At 63.8% G+C, this 18,391-nt stretch carries 14 protein-coding genes and 1 pseudogene; 8 read left to right on the top strand and 7 right to left on the bottom strand.

Annotated elements, in window-relative coordinates:
• The first annotated feature begins 5 nt into the window (after positions 1 to 5).
• The 4 genes and pseudogenes from E1742_RS18930 to E1742_RS18945 all read left to right on the top strand — a co-directional run bounded on the left by E1742_RS18930 (position 6) and on the right by E1742_RS18945 (position 4,314).
• Positions 6 to 1,475 (top strand): RNA polymerase factor sigma-54, encoded by a 1,470-nt coding sequence (locus E1742_RS18930; protein WP_134386638.1) that lies wholly within the window; start codon positions 6 to 8, stop codon positions 1,473 to 1,475.
• Between the two features lie 84 nt (positions 1,476 to 1,559).
• Positions 1,560 to 1,910, top strand: a complete 351-nt coding sequence (gene hpf / locus E1742_RS18935) for a ribosome hibernation-promoting factor, HPF/YfiA family (protein ID WP_134386640.1) — start codon at positions 1,560 to 1,562, stop codon at positions 1,908 to 1,910.
• 255 nt (positions 1,911 to 2,165) lie between these two features.
• Positions 2,166 to 3,247, top strand: a pseudogene (locus E1742_RS18940) (enoyl-CoA hydratase/isomerase family protein).
• A gap of 14 nt (positions 3,248 to 3,261) precedes the next feature.
• Positions 3,262 to 4,314, top strand: coding sequence for an amidohydrolase family protein (locus E1742_RS18945; RefSeq protein ID WP_134386642.1), 1,053 nt, complete (start codon positions 3,262 to 3,264; stop codon positions 4,312 to 4,314).
• Positions 4,315 to 4,352: 38 nt separating this feature from the next.
• Here the strand turns inward: E1742_RS18945 and rapZ are convergent, their stop codons facing one another.
• The 3 genes from rapZ to E1742_RS18960 are packed head-to-tail and all read right to left on the bottom strand — an operon-like array spanning position 4,353 to position 6,822.
• Positions 4,353 to 5,216, bottom strand: a complete 864-nt coding sequence (gene rapZ / locus E1742_RS18950) for an RNase adapter RapZ (RefSeq protein WP_134386644.1) — start codon at positions 5,214 to 5,216, stop codon at positions 4,353 to 4,355.
• Positions 5,217 to 5,270: 54 nt separating this feature from the next.
• On the bottom strand, positions 5,271 to 5,510 hold the full coding sequence (locus E1742_RS18955) for a hypothetical protein (protein WP_134386646.1): 240 nt from the start codon (positions 5,508 to 5,510) through the stop codon (positions 5,271 to 5,273).
• Positions 5,511 to 5,541: 31 nt separating this feature from the next.
• Positions 5,542 to 6,822, bottom strand: coding sequence for a cation:proton antiporter (locus E1742_RS18960; protein WP_229466093.1), 1,281 nt, complete (start codon positions 6,820 to 6,822; stop codon positions 5,542 to 5,544).
• Positions 6,823 to 7,111: 289 nt separating this feature from the next.
• Between E1742_RS18960 and E1742_RS18965 the strand changes: the two genes are divergently transcribed.
• Positions 7,112 to 8,281, top strand: coding sequence for a DesA family fatty acid desaturase (locus E1742_RS18965; protein ID WP_134386648.1), 1,170 nt, complete (start codon positions 7,112 to 7,114; stop codon positions 8,279 to 8,281).
• A 424-nt stretch (positions 8,282 to 8,705) separates the two neighbouring features.
• On the opposite strand, the gene hprK is transcribed toward E1742_RS18965, so the two are convergent.
• The 4 genes from hprK to ilvA form a co-directional block, all read right to left on the bottom strand.
• A complete protein-coding gene (gene hprK, locus E1742_RS18970) occupies positions 8,706 to 9,641 on the bottom strand; it encodes an HPr(Ser) kinase/phosphatase (RefSeq protein ID WP_107144010.1) in 936 nt (311 codons plus the stop codon).
• A 33-nt stretch (positions 9,642 to 9,674) separates the two neighbouring features.
• Positions 9,675 to 10,157 (bottom strand): PTS sugar transporter subunit IIA, encoded by a 483-nt coding sequence (locus tag E1742_RS18975; RefSeq protein WP_134386650.1) that lies wholly within the window; start codon positions 10,155 to 10,157, stop codon positions 9,675 to 9,677.
• Positions 10,158 to 10,474: 317 nt separating this feature from the next.
• On the bottom strand, positions 10,475 to 11,308 hold the full coding sequence (gene queF / locus E1742_RS18980) for an NADPH-dependent 7-cyano-7-deazaguanine reductase QueF (protein WP_134386652.1): 834 nt from the start codon (positions 11,306 to 11,308) through the stop codon (positions 10,475 to 10,477).
• A 197-nt stretch (positions 11,309 to 11,505) separates the two neighbouring features.
• A complete protein-coding gene (gene ilvA / locus E1742_RS18985; RefSeq protein WP_134386654.1) occupies positions 11,506 to 13,038 on the bottom strand; it encodes a threonine ammonia-lyase, biosynthetic in 1,533 nt (510 codons plus the stop codon).
• A 176-nt stretch (positions 13,039 to 13,214) separates the two neighbouring features.
• On the opposite strand from ilvA, the gene E1742_RS18990 reads away from it, so the two are divergent.
• From E1742_RS18990 to E1742_RS19000, 3 genes are all read left to right on the top strand, one after another.
• Positions 13,215 to 13,709 (top strand): YqaA family protein, encoded by a 495-nt coding sequence (locus tag E1742_RS18990; protein WP_134386656.1) that lies wholly within the window; start codon positions 13,215 to 13,217, stop codon positions 13,707 to 13,709.
• 226 nt (positions 13,710 to 13,935) lie between these two features.
• On the top strand, positions 13,936 to 17,949 hold the full coding sequence (locus E1742_RS18995; protein ID WP_134386658.1) for a DUF3683 domain-containing protein: 4,014 nt from the start codon (positions 13,936 to 13,938) through the stop codon (positions 17,947 to 17,949).
• Complete coding sequence (locus tag E1742_RS19000; protein ID WP_134386660.1) at positions 17,946 to 18,389, top strand: HIT family protein; 444 nt, start codon at positions 17,946 to 17,948, stop codon at positions 18,387 to 18,389. Before E1742_RS18995 ends, E1742_RS19000 begins: the two co-directional genes overlap by 4 nt.
• The last annotated feature ends 2 nt before the right edge of the window (positions 18,390 to 18,391 follow it).

Here is an 18,391-nt window from a genome sequence, read left to right on the forward strand (position 1 = left end):
CGCACATGAAACAGTCTCTGCAACTGCGAACGTCGCAGCACCTGGCGCTGACACCACAGCTGCAGCAGTCCATCCGGCTGCTGCAGTTGTCCACGCTGGAACTGCACCAGGAACTGGAACAGCTGCTGACGGATAACCCGCTGCTGGAACGGCTCGACGATCCGCTCGACCGTTCGCTGCGGCTGCTGGCCGATGGCGCCATCGGCCAGCAGAGCGCGCCCGAGGCACCGGCCGAAGGCCCGCCCCAGCAAACCGACGCGGCGGCCCCCGCAGAGGCAGAACCGTATGACGGCGCCGACGCGGACCGCGGCCCGGAAGGCGATACCGACTGGACCGACGCGGGCCGCGGCAAGGCGCCGGACGACGACGACGCGCGGCCGCAACTGGAAGCGAGCCATTGTTCGCTGCGCGAACACCTGATGGAGCAGATGCGGGTGACGGTGCAACAGCCGCGCGACCGGGCGCTTGTCGAGCTGATCATCGACGCGCTGGACGAAAACGGCTACCTGGAAGAGAGCCTGGACGAGATCCACGGCCGCCTGCCCGAAGAGCTGGAAGTGGAAATGGAAGAGCTGCGCACGGCGCTGGCGCTGCTGCAGAGCTTCGATCCGGTGGGCGTCGGCGCCCGCAGCGCGTCCGAATGCCTGGCGCTGCAGATCCGCAAGATGCCGGGCGTGCCGCTGGTGACGCGCCGGATGGCGCTGTGCATTGTCGAGAAACACCTGGCCTGGTTTGCCCAGCGCGACTTCAACAAGCTCAAGAAGGCGCTCGATTGCGACGACGAAGACCTGCGCGAAGCACAGGCCGTCATTCGCCAGTGCAACCCCCATCCGGGCGCCGCGTATGCGTCCGACGTGTCAGACTATGTCGTACCGGATGTGATTGTGAAGAAGGGCCGCAACGGCTGGGTGGTCACGCTGAACAACGACGTGATGCCGCGCCTGCGCGTGAACGCGCTGTATGCCAGCCTGCTCAAACAGGGCAAGGGCGAAAGCCAGATGGGCGCGCAGCTGCAGGAAGCGAAGTGGCTGATCAAGAATATGCGCCAGCGCTTCGACACGATCCTGCGCGTCGCACAGGCCATCGTCGAGCGGCAGAAGAACTTTTTCTCGCATGGCGCGGTGGCCATGCGACCCCTTGTGTTGCGTGAAATAGCTGATACACTGGGGCTACACGAGAGTACGATCTCTCGGGTGACAACTCAGAAATATATGCTCACTCCCCATGGCATGTTTGAGTTGAAGTATTTTTTTGGCAGCCACGTCGCAACCGAAGCGGGTGGGGAAGCTTCCTCGACTGCGATCCGTGCGCTGATCGTGCAATTCACAGGAGCCGAAGACCCGAAGAACCCTTTATCCGACAGTAAGATTGCGGACATGCTGGGAGAACAGGGCATGGTGATTGCGCGACGCACTGTTGCCAAGTATCGCGAAGCCTTGAAAATCCCTCCCGTCAGCCTCCGCAAGTCCTTGTAGTGCATGGGTTCCTCTGCGCCGCCGGCTTTTTACCACGGCGGGCAACGCACGAACCTTAGAGCGACATCATCTTTAGGAGTGTGTATGAATCTCACCATCAGTGGACATCATATCGACGTAACCCCAGCCATCCGCGAATACGTGCAGAACAAGCTGGAGCGCGTGAAACGACATTTCGATCAAGTGATCGACGTTTCTGTCATCCTGACTGTAGATAACCTCACCGAGAAAGAGAAGCGCCAGAAAGCAGAGATCAACCTGCGCATGTCGGGCAAGACCATATTTGTGGAAAGCGTGGCACAGGACCTGTACGCGGCCATCGATACGCTGATCGATAAGCTGGACCGCTCGGTCATGAAATACAAGGACAAAGTGCAGAATCACAATCATGATTCCATCAAGCACCTGGCCGAAAGCGATATCCCCGCTGCGTAACGCAGCTGTGTAATTCCAGAGAAAAAGGGCGCGAAAGCGCCCTTCTGCATTCAGGGTCGCGCAACAACTCCGCCATCCACTGCCGCGTTCGTGTCGACCCCCTAGGGTCACGCCCTGACATCGACACAAGCTGAGCCGTTGTTTTTTCTCGCCATCCATCAGGGCGCAATCCCCCACCGTTCCGCTTCCCGCTTTCAACGCAATATTTGTCGTCTGCCGCGCTAGAATGGGGCATCTCTGACTATTCCTGCTGCCATGAGCGAACACGTCCACATCCGCGTCGGTAACGGTACCGGTTTCATCACGCTCGATCGCCCCGGGCGTTGAATTCGCTGTCGCTGGACATGGTGCGGGCGATGACGGCGGCCTTGCTGGCATGGCGCGACGACCATGACGTCGCCGCCGTCGTTGTCCGCAGCACCAGCGAGAAGGCCCTGTGCGCCGGGGGCGATATCCGCTTCTTCCATGACGCCGGCCGCGCCACGCCCCAAGGCGGCAGCGCACTGCTGGAGGATTTTTTCACGGAAGAATACGCGCTCAATCACCTGATCCACTGCTACCCGAAACCCTATATCGCGCTGATGGACGGCGTCGTCATGGGCGGCGGCATGGGCATCGCCCAGGGCGGCCCCCGCTGCGCGGTGCGCATCGTAACGAACCGGACGAAGATGGCGATGCCCGAGGTGAACATCGGTCTGTTCCCCGATGTGGGCGGCAGCCATTTCCTGTCGCGCGCGCCCGGCAGCCTGGGTGTCTATCTCGGTCTGACGGGCCTGACGATCGGCGCGGCCGACGCGCTGTATGTCGGCCTGGCCGACCACTACGTGCCCGACACCGAGCTGGCCGCGCTGTCCGACCTGATCGGCTCCACGTCCGGCGGCGGCCTGCGCGAAGCGGTGGCAACCTTTGCCCGGCCGTTGCGCGCCGGCGCTGGCGACAGTCCATTGCTGGCGCACCGTGCCCTGATCGAGCGCCATTTCGGCCACGCTTCGGTGCCGGACATCATGGCATCGCTGCGAGACGATGACGACCCGTTCGCACGACAGGCATTGGGGGCGATGGAACAGCGCTCGCCGCTGATGATGTGCGTGACGCTGGAACTGCTCAAACGGGGCGCGCGCCTCGGCGTGGCGGACTGCCTGCGCATGGAGCGCACCGTGGTGCGGCGCACGTTCGAGCACGGCGAAGTGCTGGAGGGCGTGCGCGCGCTCGTCATCGACAAGGACAACGCGCCGCGCTGGAACCCGCCCGCGCTGGCCGACGTGACGGATGCCATGGTCGCGCAATTGTTCGAACCGGCCTGGCCGGACCATGCGCATCCGCTGCGCCATCTTTAACTGACGAGGTGATCATGCAGCGCCGCGATTTGCTGAAATGCCTCTGTGCTGCCGCCGTGCCGCTGCCGGCATGGGCGAGCGAGACGCCCGCCCCGGCGGCCGACCACCATCAGCACCTGTTCAGCCCCGCGATGGCGCGGCTGCTCGACACCGGCTCCGGCGGCGGCCCGCCCGTGATCGGTGCGAACGACCTGGTGCCGCTGCTCGACAGCGCCGGCATCCGTCGCGCCGTGCTGCTGTCGGCAGGCTATGTGTACGGCAGCCCGGTGCGCAAGATCGATGACGAATACACCAAGGTGCGCGCCGAAAACGACTGGAATGGCGCGCAGGCCGCACAGTTCCCGGACCGCCTGCGCGCGTTCGGCAGCGTCAACCCGCTGAAGGATTACGCGCTGGAGGAAATCGCGCGCTGCGCGGCCGCACCGCATCTGCGGCATGGCCTGAAACTGCACTTCGGTAACTCCGACGTGCAACTCGAACTGCCCGAGCATGCGCAGCGGCTGAAGGAAGTCTTTGCGGCGGCGAACCGGAACGGCATGGCCATTGTCGTCCACCTGCGAGCCTCATTGTCGAAGCACCGGCCCTTTGGCGCGGTGCAGGCGCGTGTGTTCCTGGACGAGCTGCTGCCCGCCGCGCCGGACGTGGTCGTGCAGGTGGCGCACATGGCCGGCAGCGGTCCGGGCTACGACGACCCGCCGGCGGACGACGCATTGTCGGTGCTGGCCGAAGCGGTGGCCCGACACGACCGCCGCACGCGCCGGCTGTATTTCGATGTGGCGTCGCTGGCGCGGCCCGGCATGAAGCCGCATGACGCGGCCAACCTGGTGCAACGCATCCGCCAGATCGGCATCGACCGCATCCTGTATGGCTCGGACGCGGCATCGGGCCGAAACCTGCGGCCGCGGGAAGGCTGGGCTGCGTTTCGCCAGCTGCCCCTTTCCGAGGCCGAACTTGCCGGCATCGCGCAAAATCTGGCGCCGTACCTGCGCCCGGCCAGCACGGGCGCCGGACGGCGCAATCCGCGGCGTGCCGTTACCGCGCGTTCGCTGCCGCCGCGCGGCGAGTGAGGACTAAAAAAAACCTGGCCAGTGCCATGTTCTCGTTATCAGGCCTGCTCGCGGTGCCGCAGCACGACGCGTTCGGCGCCGTTGAAATACTGCGCCAGCCGTTCGGCCATGTACACCGAGCGGTGCTGGCCGCCTGTGCAGCCGATGGCCACGGTCAGGTAGCTGCGGTTGTCCTTCTTGAACGACGGCAGCCACTTCTCGATGAACGCGCGGATGTCGCGGAACATCTCTTCCGCGCTCGGTTGCGCATCGAGGAAGGCAATCACAGGCGCATCGCGGCCGTTCAGCGGCCGCAAGGTCAGATCGTAATACGGGTTCGGAATCGCCCGCACGTCGAACACGTAGTCCGCGTCCTGCGGCACGCCAACCTTGAAGGCGAACGATTCGAAGAACAGCGTCAGTGGCGCGTTCTCGCTTTCGACCAGATCCTTGATCCAGCCGCGCAGCTTGTTGGCCGAGAGTTCGGACGTGTCGATCACGTGTCCCAGCTGCTCGATGGCCGAGAGGCGCTCGCGCTCCTCCTGGATGCATTCGATCAGCGTGCGACGGGCGGCGGGGTTCTGACCCGGGTGAAGTTCGTGCGACAGCGGATGGCTGCGCCGCGTTTCGGAAAAGCGCGCCACCAGCGAGTGCGTGTTCGCCGTCAGGAACATCACCTTCACGTCGTGTCCCAGATCCTTGAGTTTGCGGATATCGCCCGGCAGCGTGGCCAGCGACGCGGCGCTGCGCGCATCGACAGCGACAGCCAGCGCCTGCGTGCCTTCTTCGCACAGCGTGCCCACGAGACTGGCAAGCAGCGCAGGCGGCAGGTTGTCTACGCAATAGTAGCCGGTGTCTTCGAGAACGTTCAGGGCAACCGATTTGCCCGAGCCGGATATTCCGGTAATGAGGACGATACGCATGCGCGCATGATACCCGAAATCGTACGGCCATCGTGCTCCAGTGCCTTGCCGGTGTCAGGCATGCGGCGGTGCGAACGGCCAGTGCAGCGGCGAGCCGTCGATCCACGCGCGGGCGCTGGCGAACGCGTGATCGTGTGCCATCTCGCGGCTGTCGAACGTGCCTGGCGGCTGCACGAGGCGGTGGCGGTGGATTTCGGTCGCCTCGTCCGCAATCGTCGCCTCGTAACCGTAACCTTGCGGGCCGGATGTGGCGGCGACTTCGATGAGGTGGCCCCGATAGGCCTGTCTTGTCATGCTCGTTCTCCGTGGATGAGGAAGCCGAAGGTCACTTGCGCCAGAAGCGGTCCAGCAGGGGCGTCACACTGGTGCCGTGAACAAGGATCGACAGCACGATGACGGCCAATGTCAGGTTGACGAGCTGCTGCGCCAGCGGCTGCGGCAGCCCGTGGTTGATTGCGTACATCAGGTAGTAAAGCGAGCCGATCCCGCGCACGCCGAACCAGGCGGCGATGACGCGCATGCGCGGACTGGTCCGGCTGCCCACCAGGGCCACCAGCACGCTGGCGGGACGGGCCACGAAGAACAGGAACAGCGCGGCCGCCCAGCTGCGCCAGTCGAACAGCAGCGTGGTGACGGCACCGCCCAGCAGCAGCACCAGGGTCAGCTCGGACAGGCGCTCCATGTGTTCCTTAAACAGCAGCGAGCCATCGCTGACGGAGGGGGGCGCGTCGGGTCCCACGGCCACCGCGGCGCGGCGCGCCAGCTGCTGTTCCGCCTGGCGCAGCGCCACGCCGGCAACGAACACCGCCAGGAAGCCCCACACGTGCGCGGCCAGGCCGAGGCCATAGACGACGGCGATCAGGCCCAGGCCCATCAGGTCGTCCAGCACTTCATGGCCCGGCCGGCTGGCGCGCAGCCAGAAATTGACGCGCGCCAGCGCCATGCCGCAGGCGCCGCCAATGAGGATGGCGCCCAGCGTGCCCCAGATGAGTTCCACGCCCAGCCAGCGCAGGCCGTTTTCGCCTAGGTCATGCAGGCCAAGCAGGCCAAGGCCCAGCATGACGAAGGGAAAGGCGCTGCCATCGTTCATCCCGGCTTCGCAGCCCAGAGTAAACCGCAGCGGGTCGTCATCGCCCGCGTGGCGCAGTTGCACGTCGGACGCCAGCACCGGATCGGTGGGCGCCAGCAGTGCGCCGAGCAGCACGCCGGCGCCCAGCGGCAGGTCCAGCACCGTGTAGCAGAACAGGGTAATCAGCCCGACCGACAGGGCCATTGCCGTCCACGCCAGCCGGATCGGCGGCCCCCAGCGGCGCAGGCTGAAAGGCACGGGCATCTTGATCCCCGCCGAGAACAGCGAGATCAGCACGGCAACCTCGGTCAGCACCTCCAGCAGCGGCGCGGCGGCGAACACGTCGAACGAAAAGAAATGCAGGCCCATGGGGCCCAGCAGCATGCCGATGCCCAGGTAAATGATGGCGGAGGTGAACGGCAGGCGGGCGATGGGGGTGCCCCACAGGCCGCGCGCGAGCATCAGGCAGCCTACCAGCACGAACCACTGGTAGCTTGCCATGGCGGTGGAAAGGGGCGTGTCGTCGGCGGGATTCAACGCGTTACCGCCGCAAGGGGGTGAAGGGAACCGGGCGCTGCCAAGGTGCGGCCCAGACCCGGGCCGGGTGGGTCCATTCGTTGGCGTATATTCTCGACTTTCATGTGTATGTCGGTCCTCGGTCTCTGTGATCAGCGTAACACGGACGCCAGTATGCAAAATAATAATTCGCCGCCGCGATGCGTCCGCGCGACTGACAAATCGTTGGCTCCGGCCGGCCGGCAGGCGTAGACTGTGAAAATCGCCATGCGGATCGCGCCGCGCTCGGCTGGTGGTCAGGAAGTTCCTCATGGAATCTCTCACCAATGGACTTGCGCATGCGGCGGCGTGGACGATCGTGCTGTATACGCTCGTGACGACGCACATCACCATTATCGGTGTCACTGTCTATCTGCACCGTTCGCAGGCGCACCGTTGTGTCACATTGCATCCCGCGATCAGTCATTGTTTGCGCTTCTGGTTGTGGTTTACGACCGGCATGGTCACGCGCGAATGGGTGGCCATTCACCGGGCCCATCACGCGCACTGTGAAGGGCCGCTCGATCCGCACAGCCCGGTCGTACTCGGTATCCGCAAGGTGCTGTGGCAAGGTGCGGAGTTATACCGTACAGCCGCCGCGGATGCGGGGATGCTGGACCGTTACGGCGCGGGAACGCCGGACGACTGGATCGAACGCAGGTTATACAGCCGTTTCGCATGGCAGGGCGTGGGCGCGCTGCTTGTGCTGGACCTGCTGCTGTTCGGCGTGATCGGCGCCACTGTCTGGGCCGTGCAGATGCTGTGGATACCCGTGCTGGCGGCCGGCGTCATCAATGGCGCGGGCCATTACTGGGGCTATCGCAACTTCGACTGCCCGGAGGCGGCAACGAATCTGCTGCCGCTGGGCCTGCTGATCGGCGGCGAGGAACTGCACAACAATCACCATGCGTTTGCCAGTTCGGCCAAGATGTCGGCGCGCTGGTACGAGTTCGACGCAGGCTGGCTGTATATCTCGCTGCTGCGTGCCTGCGGGCTGGCCGAGGTGCGGCAACTGCCGCAGCGGCCACGGTGCCGGCCGGGCAAGACCGAAGCCGACATGTGCACGCTGGCGGTGGTCCTGGCTAACCGGGCGCGGGTGATGGCCGAGCTGAGCGCCGCGCTGCGGCGGGTCTGGCGGCAGGAAACGGCAACGCTGCGCGCGTTCGATCCCGTGCAATGGCGCGGCGCACGCCGGCTGTTCCGTCGCGACCCCGGTTATCTGAGCGGCGAGCAATCGCAACGGCTGCAGCAATTGCTGGATCATAGCGAAGTGCTGTGTCACGTGCACGAACTGCGCAGCGAGCTGGCGACGCTATGGCGGCGCACGCCTGCGACGCCCGAGGAGTTGCTGGAAGGCCTGCGTGCATGGTGCGCCAGGGCGGACCTGTCCGCCTGCGAGCCATTGCGGCGGTACGCTGCGCGGTTGCGCAGTTATGGCTGACTGGTTGCGCCACTAAGTCGGGACTGCGGATGTGTTCTTCAGCGGTGCCGTATGGCGACTTCAGTCGCCGCTCATCGCCTGGCGTTGGCGAAGCAGGGAATTCGTCGAGCACCGCTCGGGGCCTGTGGAGCGGTGCTGCCTTGCAAGGCAGTACTCCTTACCAGCGTTGCAATGGCGGGACTTCAGTCGCCGCTCATCGCCTGGCGTCGGCGAAGCAGGGAATTCGTCGAGCCCAGCTCGGCGCCTGCGTAGCGGCGTGCGCTTGCAAGCGCACGTTCCTTGCAACCTTCGATGAGGGCGACTTCAGTCGCCGCTCATCGCCTGGCGTTGGCGAAGCAGGGAATTCGTCGAGCCCAGCTCGGCGCCTGCGTAGCGGCGTGCGCTTGCAAGCGCACGTTCCTTGCAACCTTCGATGAGGGCGACTTCAGTCGCCGCTCATCGCCTGGCGTTGCCGTTCCATGAACTCTTGCAGCGTATCGATCCCCCGCAGCTGCAGAATGGTGTTACGCACGGCCGCTTCCAGCAGCACGGCGATGTTCCGGCCGGCGGCGACGGGGATGACGACTTTACGGATCGGCAGGCCCAGCACGTCTTCGGTCGGAAACTGGAACGGGAGGCGTTCCACCTCTTCTTCCAGTGCGGAGCGGCGTACCAGGTGAACGATCAGCTTCAGGCGCATCTTGCGGCGCACGGCCGTCTCGCCGAAGATTGCCTTGATGTCCAGCAGGCCCAGCCCGCGCACTTCCAGCAGGTTTTGCAGCAGGGGCGGGCAGCGGCCTTCGATCATGTTCGGGGCGATGCGGGAGAATTCCACGGCGTCATCCGCGACCAGCCCGTGACTGCGTGAAATCAGTTCGAGGCCCAGCTCGCTCTTGCCCAGACCGGAGTCGCCGGTGATGAGCACGCCAACGCCCAGCACGTCCATAAAGACGCCATGCATGATGATGCGTTGCGCCAGTTTTTTCGACAGATAGACGCGCAGAAAGTCGATCACCTGCGCGGCCGGCAGCGGCGTGGAGAACAGCGGGATGTTTTTTTCGTCGCAGATGGCGAGAATGTCGGGAGGCGTTTCCAGCCCTTGCGCGATGATCAGCGCCGGCGGTCCGCCCGCGATCAGTTCCCCGATGACGTGGGCACGCGTCAGCGCCTTGAGCCGGTGATAGTAATTGATTTCCTGGTGGCCGAAGACCTGGATACGGCCCGGGTGGATCGTGTTCAGGTGACCCACCTGGTCGGCGGCCGACGCGGCGTCGCCGGAAATCTGGCGCTCGCCGCCGGGAAAGCCGGCAAACCATCCCAGTTGCAAAGTCTCACGATTATCGTCGTACAGCCGTTGGATCGTCAGAGGAGATTGCAACATAATGTTACCTGCAGAAAATGTCGATCCCTTAGTTTAACCTGCGGCCTGCAGGCTGGGTTGCCAATCGATGATGCGGCGATACACGGAATGGGGATCGGGATCCGTACTAAGCGCGGCGCGGAAACTGTCGTCCGAGAACATCTCGGCAATTTCCGACAGGATTTCAAGATGCTGCTGCGTAACGTGATCCGGGATCAGCAGGAAGAACAGCAGGTTGACGGGCTTGCCGTCCGGCGATTCGAACGGGATCGGCTCGGCCAGGCGGACAAAGGCCGCCAGCGGCGACTTCAGGCTTTTCGAGCCCTTGATCCGGCCGTGCGGCACGGCAACGCCATGGCCCAGGCCGGTCGATCCGAGGCGCTCGCGCGCAAACAGATTGTCGGACACTGTGGACCGCGCGATACCGCAGTTGTTCTCGAAAATAAGGCCGGCTTGCTCGAAAGCGCGCTTCTTGCTCGAAACTTCCAGGTCCAGCTGGACGTTCTCAGGCGACAGGATTCTACTCAGGTTGTTCATAACGCGACTTGTATGGTGCGGCGCACAAAAGGGACTGGCGAGCAGAATTATAGGCCTCTTTGTCCGTCGTGTAACTTGAAATTGCTCGGCCCGGCTTGCAACTTCGTCATCGCCGGGAGCCAACAGAAGCTGACAACAAAATTATAAAATTTACACCGACCAGTTGCATGGCTATTTGTACGTCGAAACCTGCATGTTTGCCGCGTCTTTGCTCGGCAATTCAGCCTTTGGCCAATTATTGCTTTCCCCTGCCCATCGTACTGCGTTCACGCTCAAGCTGAGCGCGCGCACGTTAAAAAGTTTTGATCAGGAACAGCTTATTGCCGTGCGTTGCGCAAGTTGGACGGTTTGCCGCCACTGGTGTAGTTGGTGCGCCACGGATTGATGTCAAGGCCGCCACGGCGGGTGTAGCGCGCATAGACCGTCAACTGCTGGGGCTGGCACTGGCGCAGAATGTCGACAAAGATGCGCTCCACGCATTGTTCGTGGAATTCGTTGTGCTCGCGAAAACCGATCAGGTACTTCAGCAGGCTTTCCTGGTCGATCTGCGGACCGGCATACGTGATCTGCACGCTGCCCCAGTCCGGTTGGCCAGTGACGAGGCAGTTCGACTTCAGCAGGTGGGAGACGAGGGTCTCCTCGACGGGCAGCTCGTCGAAGCTTGCCTTCAGCAGCTCCGGCTGAGGCGCGTACTTGTCGACTTCGATATCGAGGCGGTCCAGCAGCACGCCGTCCAGCTCGCCCATCTGCAGCTTGCCAAAGTCCTCCTGCATCGTCAGCACGACGTGGACATTGGCGCCGGCTGCGGCCGACAGGTCCTGCTGCAGCAGTTCGCGCAGCGCCTCGGGGCCACCCAGGCGGGTCTGGTTAAACGAGTTCAGGTACAGCTTGAACGACTTCGATTCGATGATGTTGGGCGAGTCGGCCGGCACGGTGATGCGGGCGATGGCAACTTGCGGCTTGCCGCGCATGTTCAGCCACGACAGTTCATAGGCGTTCCAGATGTCGACGCCAAAAAACGGCAGCGTGCCCGTCAGGCCAAGCTCGTCGCGCTTGCCCACGCGGGGAATCGGAAACAGCAGCTCGGGAGCGTAATCGGTACGGTAGGCGGAAGTCTTGCCCAGCGGGGACTGGTCGGCGGAATTGGTCATGGCAGCGTGCATCCAGGCGGAAAAGCCTGCCATGGTAGCGCAAAAGCGGCGCCGTCGCAGCGCCCTGAAAACCAGTGCCAGGCTCCGGTTCTCGGGAAGCAAAACCGGTGACAGGCTCCTATTTTCGGGAAACAGGAGCCTGTCACCGGTTTTAGTAACCGGAGCCTGGCTCCGGTTTTTCGGTTTCTTTTACTGGCTTACAGGAACAGCTTGTAGACGGGGTTCTGCGTCTCGTCCCAGTAGCGGTAGCCCAGCGTGGCGAGGAAGTTTGCGAACTCGTCCATTTCTTCCGGCGGCACCTGCAGCCCGATCAGGATGCGGCCCACGTCGCCGCCCTGCGAGCGGTAGTGGCACAGCGAGATGTTCCAGTTTGGCGCCATGCTGTCCAGGAAGCGCATCAGCGCGCCCGGGCGTTCGGGGAATTCGAAGCGGTACAGCAGCTCGTCCCTGGCCAGCGCGCTCTTGCCGCCGACGAGGTGGCGCAGGTGGGCCTTGGCCAGTTCGTCGTGGGTCAGGTCGAGTGTGGGAAAGTCGTGCTCCTCGAAGCGGCGGGCCACGGCGCCGGATTCGTTGCGGTCGGCGATCTGGATACCGACAAACACGTGCGCCCGGTCCTGGTCGCTGATCCGGTAGTTAAATTCCGTCACGTTGCGCGGGCCGATCAGCGAGCAGAAGCGCTTGAAGCTGCCGCGCTGCTCGGCCATCGTGACGGCAAACACGGCCTCGCGGAACTCGCCCAGCTCGGCGCGCTCGGCCACGAAGCGCAGGCGGTCGAAATTCATGTTGGCGCCGCAGGCGATGGTGACGAGCGTCTCGTTCCGGATCGGGTTTTTCGTCAGTTCCGCGCGCTCGATATACGCCTTGGCGCCGGCAATCGCCAGAGCGCCGGCCGGCTCCAGGATCGAGCGCGTGTCCGTGAACACGTCCTTGATGGCCGCGCAGATGGCGTCGGTGTCGACGATGATGATCTCGTCCACGTACTGCTGCGCCAGGCGGAATGTCTCTTCGCCGACGAGGCGCACGGCCGTGCCGTCCGAGAACAGGCCCACGTCGGACAAGGTGATCCGCTCGCCCGCCTTCAGGCTGCGCGCCATCGCGTCGGAGTCCATCGACTGCACGCCGATGACCTTGATGTCCGGCCGGATCTGCTTGACATAGGCAGCCACGCCCGAAATCAGGCCGCCGCCGCCGATCGCGCAGAAGATCGCGTGGATCGGGCCGGAGTGCTGCCGCAGGATCTCCATGGCAATGGTGCCCTGGCCGGCGATGACGTCCGGGTCGTCGAACGGGTGCACGAACGTCAGCTTCTGTTCCTGCTCCAGGGTCAGCGCGTGGTTGTAGGCATCCGTGTACGAGTCGCCGTGCAGCACGATCTCGACGTTGTGTCTGCCGCGCGCCTTGACCGCTTCGATCTTCAATGTCGGCGTGGTTGTCGGCATGACGATGACGGCCCGGCAGTTCAGCTTCGCGGCCGACAGGGCGACGCCCTGAGCATGGTTGCCGGCCGACGCCGTGATGACGCCACGCTTGAGCTGTGCATCCGACAGCTGGGCCATCTTGTTGTACGCGCCGCGCACCTTGAAAGAGAAGACGTCCTGAATATCCTCGCGCTTGAAGTAAATTCGGTTCTGGTAGCGCTGCGACAGGGCAGGCGCCAGCTCCAGCGGCGTTTCGGAAGCGACGTCATAGACGCGCGCGGTCAGGATTTTCTTCAGGTAGTCGATTGTCATGGTCTTCAAAGTCGGTTGGGGGAGACAACATGTCAACGGCGGGTAACCGGAGAGAGGCAGCGAATACGGGCCGGGCGGGTGTGCCGGGCAGTTCATTCGTGCGGGATGTGCTGGGTGCGACTCATTATAATGGACTCCCGACCCCGCCTTCCAGATACGATGACTGACGTTACCCCATGATCGAGTCCGCCATTCTGTGGCTGCTGGCCTTCCTGGCCGCACCGGCAGTAGGACTGACTTCGGTCTTCCTCATCGCATTCGTCTCCGCCACGCTCGTTCCTCTCGGCTCCGAACCCGCTGTCTTCGCCGTCGTCAAGGCCAATGAAGCACTGTTCTGGCCGGCCATCATTGTCGCCACCTGCGGCAATACACTGGGCGGCGTCGTCGATTACTGGATGGGTTATTACGCCAAGGCGGCGTTTGCCAGGGAGCGCGAGAGCCGCTGGTTCGGCTGGCTGGCACGGCATGGCGCCAAGACCATGCTGCTGTCGTGGGTGCCCGGCATCGGCGACCCGCTGTGCATGCTGGGCGGCTGGCTGAAGCTGCCGTTCTGGCCCACTGTGGGCTATATGGCCATCGGCAAGTTCGCCCGCTACCTGACGATGACGGCGCTGCTGCTGTACGTGCCGGATGGCTTCTGGCGCGCACTGGTCGATATGCTGGGCGGCTGAGACGTGGATTGGCGGTGCAGCTAATTTTGCGGCAGCACAATGCGCGCAAATTTTGATCAATGGGGCATGCTGAAAGGTCATGCTGCCGCTGGAAAAATCGGCGATGCCAAATATTATTCTGTCAAGTGACGTTAACGGAAGCCGGGCGCGGCACAAGGCTGTTGCCGCGTTGTGCGCCGCAATACGCTAGAATGAACCCTCTCAGCGTCTTCTGTCCCTCCGCATAATGAACGCCCCAGCACAAATCCAGGCCCTTCTCGCCGAATCGCCCGACGGTCACGCACCGAGCCGGGTCCGTGAAATCCCCTATAACTACACGTCGTTTTCCGACCGCGAGATCGTCATTCGCCTGTTGGGGGAAGAATCGTGGCAGCTGCTCGACGAGCTGCGCGGCGCCCGCCAGACGGGCCGCTCCGCGCGCATGCTCTATGAAGTGCTGGGCGACATCTGGGTCGTGCGCCGCAATCCCTATCTGCAGGACGACTTGCTGGACAACCCGAAACGGCGCCAGGCCCTGATCGACGCGCTGCATCACCGGCTGGCCGAAGTGGACAAGCGCCGCCTGACGGTCGATGCGGACGAAGCGGGCGGCGACGCCGCGCGCCGCCGTGACAACGTGGAAAAGCTGCTGGCCGCCGCCAACAAGGCCGTCGCCGACTTCGGCGAAGAATTCCGCCAGATGTACGACCTGCGCAAGCGCGCCATCAGGGTACTGGGCCGCTACACGGACAAGCACAATATCCGCTTCGACGGCATGCACCGCATCTCGCACGTGACCGACGCGACCGACTGGCGCGTCGAGTATCCGTTTGTCGTGCTGGTGCCCGATTCGGAAGAAGAGATGGCGGGCCTCGTCAAAGGCTGTATCGAACTGGGGCTGACGATCATCCCGCGTGGCGGCGGCACCGGCTACACGGGTGGCGCGATTCCGCTGTCGCCGCTGTCGGCCGTCATCAACACGGAAAAGCTGCTGACCCTTGGCCAGGTCGAAATGAAGATGCTGCCGGGCGTGGACCGCGAATACGCGACCATTTTCTCGGAAGCGGGCGTCATCACGAACAAGGTATCGGAAGCGGCCGAGAAGGCCGGCTTCGTGTTTGCCGTCGACCCGACTTCCGCGCACGCGTCCTGCATCGGCGGGAACATCGCCATGAACGCGGGCGGCAAGAAGGCCGTCCTGTGGGGCACGGCGCTGGACAACCTGGCTTCCTGGCGCATGGTCGATCCGAACGGCGACTGGCTGGAGGTCACGCGTCTGGACCACAATCTTTCGAAGATCCACGACACGCCGCTGGCGCGCTTCAGACTGGAATGGACGCATCCGAACGCAAAGGGCGAAGCGAAGGGCGAGCCGTTCAGGACGGAGATCCTGGAAATCGCCGGCCGCAAGTTCCGCAAGGAGGGCCTGGGCAAGGACGTCACGGACAAATTCCTCGCCGGCCTGCCGGGCATCCAGAAGGAAGGCTGCGACGGTCTCATTACGTCCGCGCGCTGGATCCTGCACAAGATGCCGAAGCATACGCGCACCGTCTGCCTGGAGTTCTTCGGCCAGGCACGCGACGCGATCCCGTCGATCGTCGAGATCAAGGACTACCTCGATGGCCTGCCCGCGCAAGGCGAGCAGTTCGCCACCTTGCGCCTCGCGGGCCTGGAACACCTGGATGAACGCTACCTGCGCGCCGTCGGCTACGCCACCAAATCGAAGCGCGGCGTGCTGCCGAAGATGGCACTGTTCGGCGACATCGTCGGCGACGACGAGAATGCCGTCGCCATGGCCGCATCGGAAGTGGTGCGCCTGGCGAACACCCGCGTGGGCGAAGGTTTCGTTGCCGTCAGCCCGGAAGCGCGCAAGAAGTTCTGGCTCGACCGCGCCCGCACGGCGGCCATTGCCAAGCACACCAACGCGTTCAAGATCAACGAGGACGTCGTCATTCCATTGAACCGGATGGGCGAGTACACGGACGGCATCGAGCGCATCAACATCGAGCTGTCGATCAAGAACAAGCTGCAGTTTGCCGACGAGCTGCGCGCCTTCTTCGCCGCCGGGAACCTCCCGATCGGCAAGAGCGACGACGCGGGCGACGACAAGGTCGGCTACGCGGAAATGCTGGGCGAGCGCCCGCACCAGGCGCTGGCGCTGATCGACGGGGTGCACGCCCGCTGGACCTACCTGCTGGCGAACCTGGACAAGCCGCTCGACACGGCCCGCCTTGAACTGTACCAGCTGGGGCTCGAAGAACTGAGTGCCGCGTTCGAGGCGCGCCTGCAAAGCCAGCCGCACGCCACGCTGTTCGACATCGTGCAGGACCGCACGGTGCGCGTCAGCTGGAAGCAGGAACTGCGCGCGCCGCTGCGCCAGATCTTCAACGGCGCCGCGTTCAAGCTGATTCTCGACGAGGCACAAGCGATCCACAAGCGCGTGCTGCGCGGCCGCGTCTTTGTCGCGCTGCACATGCACGCCGGCGACGGCAACGTGCACACCAACCTGCCGGTCAACTCGGACCATTACGAGATGCTGCAGGACGCCCACAAGGCCGTCGCGCGCATCATGCAGCTGGCCCGCTCGCTGAACGGCGTCATTTCGGGCGAACACGGCATCGGCATCACGAAGCTGGAATTCCTGACGGAAGACGAGATCGCCGAATTCCGCGACTACAAGCTGCGCGTCGATCCGGAAGGGCGCTTCAACAAGGGCAAGCTGCTGAACCTGCCGGGGATGGATGCGGACCTGCGCAACGCGTACACCCCGTCCTTCGGGCTGATGGGCCACGAATCGCTGATCATGCAGCAAAGCGATATCGGCGAGATCGCCAACAGCATCAAGGACTGCCTGCGCTGCGGCAAGTGCAAGCCGGTCTGCAACACGCATATTCCGCGCGCGAACATGCTGTACTCGCCGCGCGACAAGATCCTCGCCACGGGCTCGCTGATCGAAGCGTTCCTGTACGAGGAGCAGACGCGCCGCGGCATCTCGATCCGCCACTGGGAAGAGTTCGAGGACGTGGCCGATCACTGCACCGTGTGCCACAAATGCGTGACGCCATGCCCCGTCAACATCGACTTCGGCGACGTGTCGATGAACATGCGTAACCTGCTCCGTAAAATGGACAAGCGCTCGTTCAATCCCGGCAAGGCCGCGTCGATGTTCTTCCTGAACGCGACCGATCCCGGCACGATCAACGCCGCGCGCCAGTCGATGATCGGCCTCGGTTACAAGGCCCAGCGCCTGGGCAACGAGATCTTCAAGAAGGTCGCGCGGGCGCAGACCAAGGCACCGCCACCGACGACGGGCAAGCCGCCCGTGCGCGAGCAGGTCATCCACTTCATCAACAAGAAGATGCCGGGGAACCTGCCGAAGAAATCCGCGCGCGCGCTGCTGGACATCGAGGACAACAAGATGATCCCGATCATCCGCGATCCGAAGAAGACCAACGCCAACACGGAAGCGGTGTTCTACTTCCCGGGCTGCGGGTCGGAGCGGCTGTTCTCGCAGGTTGGCCTGGCCACGCAGGCGATGCTGTGGGAAGTGGGCGTGCAGACGGTGCTGCCGCCGGGCTACCTGTGCTGCGGCTATCCGCAGCGCGGCTCGGGCGACTACGACAAGGCGGAGAAGATGATGACGGATAACCGCGTCCTGTTCCACCGCATGGCCAACACGCTGAACTACCTGGACATCAAGACGGTGCTGGTCTCGTGCGGCACGTGTTATGACCAGCTGTCGACGTATGAGTTCGAGAAAATCTTCCCCGGCTGCCGCATCATGGACATCCATGAGTATTTGCTCGAAAAGGGTGTCAGGCTGGAAGGCGTGACGGGCACGCGCTATATGTACCACGACCCATGCCACACGCCGATGAAATTGCAGGACCCCGTCAAGACGGTCAATGCGCTGGTGCAGACGCATGACAGCGTGAAGATCGAGAAGAACGACCGCTGCTGCGGCGAGTCCGGCACGCTGGCCGTGACGCGTCCGGACATCTCGACGCAGGTGCGCTTCCGCAAGGAAGAAGAGATGGTCAAGGGTTCGGACAAGCTGCGCGCCGATGGTTTCGACGGCAACGTCAAGATCCTGACCAGCTGCCCGTCCTGCCTGCAGGGCCTGTCGCGCTACAACGAGGATTCGGGCACGACGGCGGACTACATCGTCGTCGAGATCGCCAAGCACCTGCTGGGCGAAAACTGGATGCCGGACTACGTCAAGCGCGCCAATGACGGCGGTATCGAGCGGGTTCTCGTATGAGCGGGTGCGACCTGTGCACGCTGCTGGCGGCGCCGCCTGCTGACGTCATCGTCTGGCAGGATGCGCGGCTGGCCGTCGTCGCCGTGGACGAACCGGGCTACCCCGGTTTTACGCGCGTCGTCTGGAAGGCGCACGTGAAGGAGATGACGGACCTGGCGCCGGCCGAACGCGCGCATGTGATGGCGGCCGTGTGGGCCGTCGAAGCGGCGCAGCGCGCCGTCATGGCGCCGCATAAAATCAATCTGGCCAGCTTCGGCAACATGACTCCTCACGTGCACTGGCACGTGATCCCGCGTTACACTGACGACGCGCACTTCCCGAATCCGACCTGGGGTGTGCGCCAGCGCGATCCATCCACCGGGACGCTGCTGGCCCGCGCGGCATTGCTGCCGCGGCTGCACGCAGCCATCGTCGAACATCTGAATCGAACATTTGAATGAGC

Source organism: Pseudoduganella plicata, assembly GCF_004421005.1.
GTDB lineage: Bacteria > Pseudomonadota > Gammaproteobacteria > Burkholderiales > Burkholderiaceae_D > Rugamonas > Rugamonas plicata.

Bases quoted from the DNA above. Each gene is read 5' to 3' on its own strand.
- E1742_RS18965 (WP_134386648.1), top strand. From the start codon at position 7,112: ATGGAATCTCTCACCAATGGACTTGCGCATGCGGCGGCGTGGACGATC.
- ilvA (WP_134386654.1), bottom strand. From the start codon at position 13,038: ATGACAATCGACTACCTGAAGAAAATCCTGACCGCGCGCGTCTATGAC.
- E1742_RS18990 (WP_134386656.1), top strand. From the start codon at position 13,215: ATGATCGAGTCCGCCATTCTGTGGCTGCTGGCCTTCCTGGCCGCACCG.
- hprK (WP_107144010.1), bottom strand. From the start codon at position 9,641: ATGTTGCAATCTCCTCTGACGATCCAACGGCTGTACGACGATAATCGT.
- E1742_RS19000 (WP_134386660.1), top strand. From the start codon at position 17,946: ATGAGCGGGTGCGACCTGTGCACGCTGCTGGCGGCGCCGCCTGCTGAC.
- rapZ (WP_134386644.1), bottom strand. From the start codon at position 5,216: ATGCGTATCGTCCTCATTACCGGAATATCCGGCTCGGGCAAATCGGTT.
- E1742_RS18955 (WP_134386646.1), bottom strand. From the start codon at position 5,510: ATGACAAGACAGGCCTATCGGGGCCACCTCATCGAAGTCGCCGCCACA.
- E1742_RS18945 (WP_134386642.1), top strand. From the start codon at position 3,262: ATGCAGCGCCGCGATTTGCTGAAATGCCTCTGTGCTGCCGCCGTGCCG.
- hpf (WP_134386640.1), top strand. From the start codon at position 1,560: ATGAATCTCACCATCAGTGGACATCATATCGACGTAACCCCAGCCATC.
- E1742_RS18995 (WP_134386658.1), top strand. From the start codon at position 13,936: ATGAACGCCCCAGCACAAATCCAGGCCCTTCTCGCCGAATCGCCCGAC.
- E1742_RS18930 (WP_134386638.1), top strand. From the start codon at position 6: ATGAAACAGTCTCTGCAACTGCGAACGTCGCAGCACCTGGCGCTGACA.
- E1742_RS18975 (WP_134386650.1), bottom strand. From the start codon at position 10,157: ATGAACAACCTGAGTAGAATCCTGTCGCCTGAGAACGTCCAGCTGGAC.
- queF (WP_134386652.1), bottom strand. From the start codon at position 11,308: ATGACCAATTCCGCCGACCAGTCCCCGCTGGGCAAGACTTCCGCCTAC.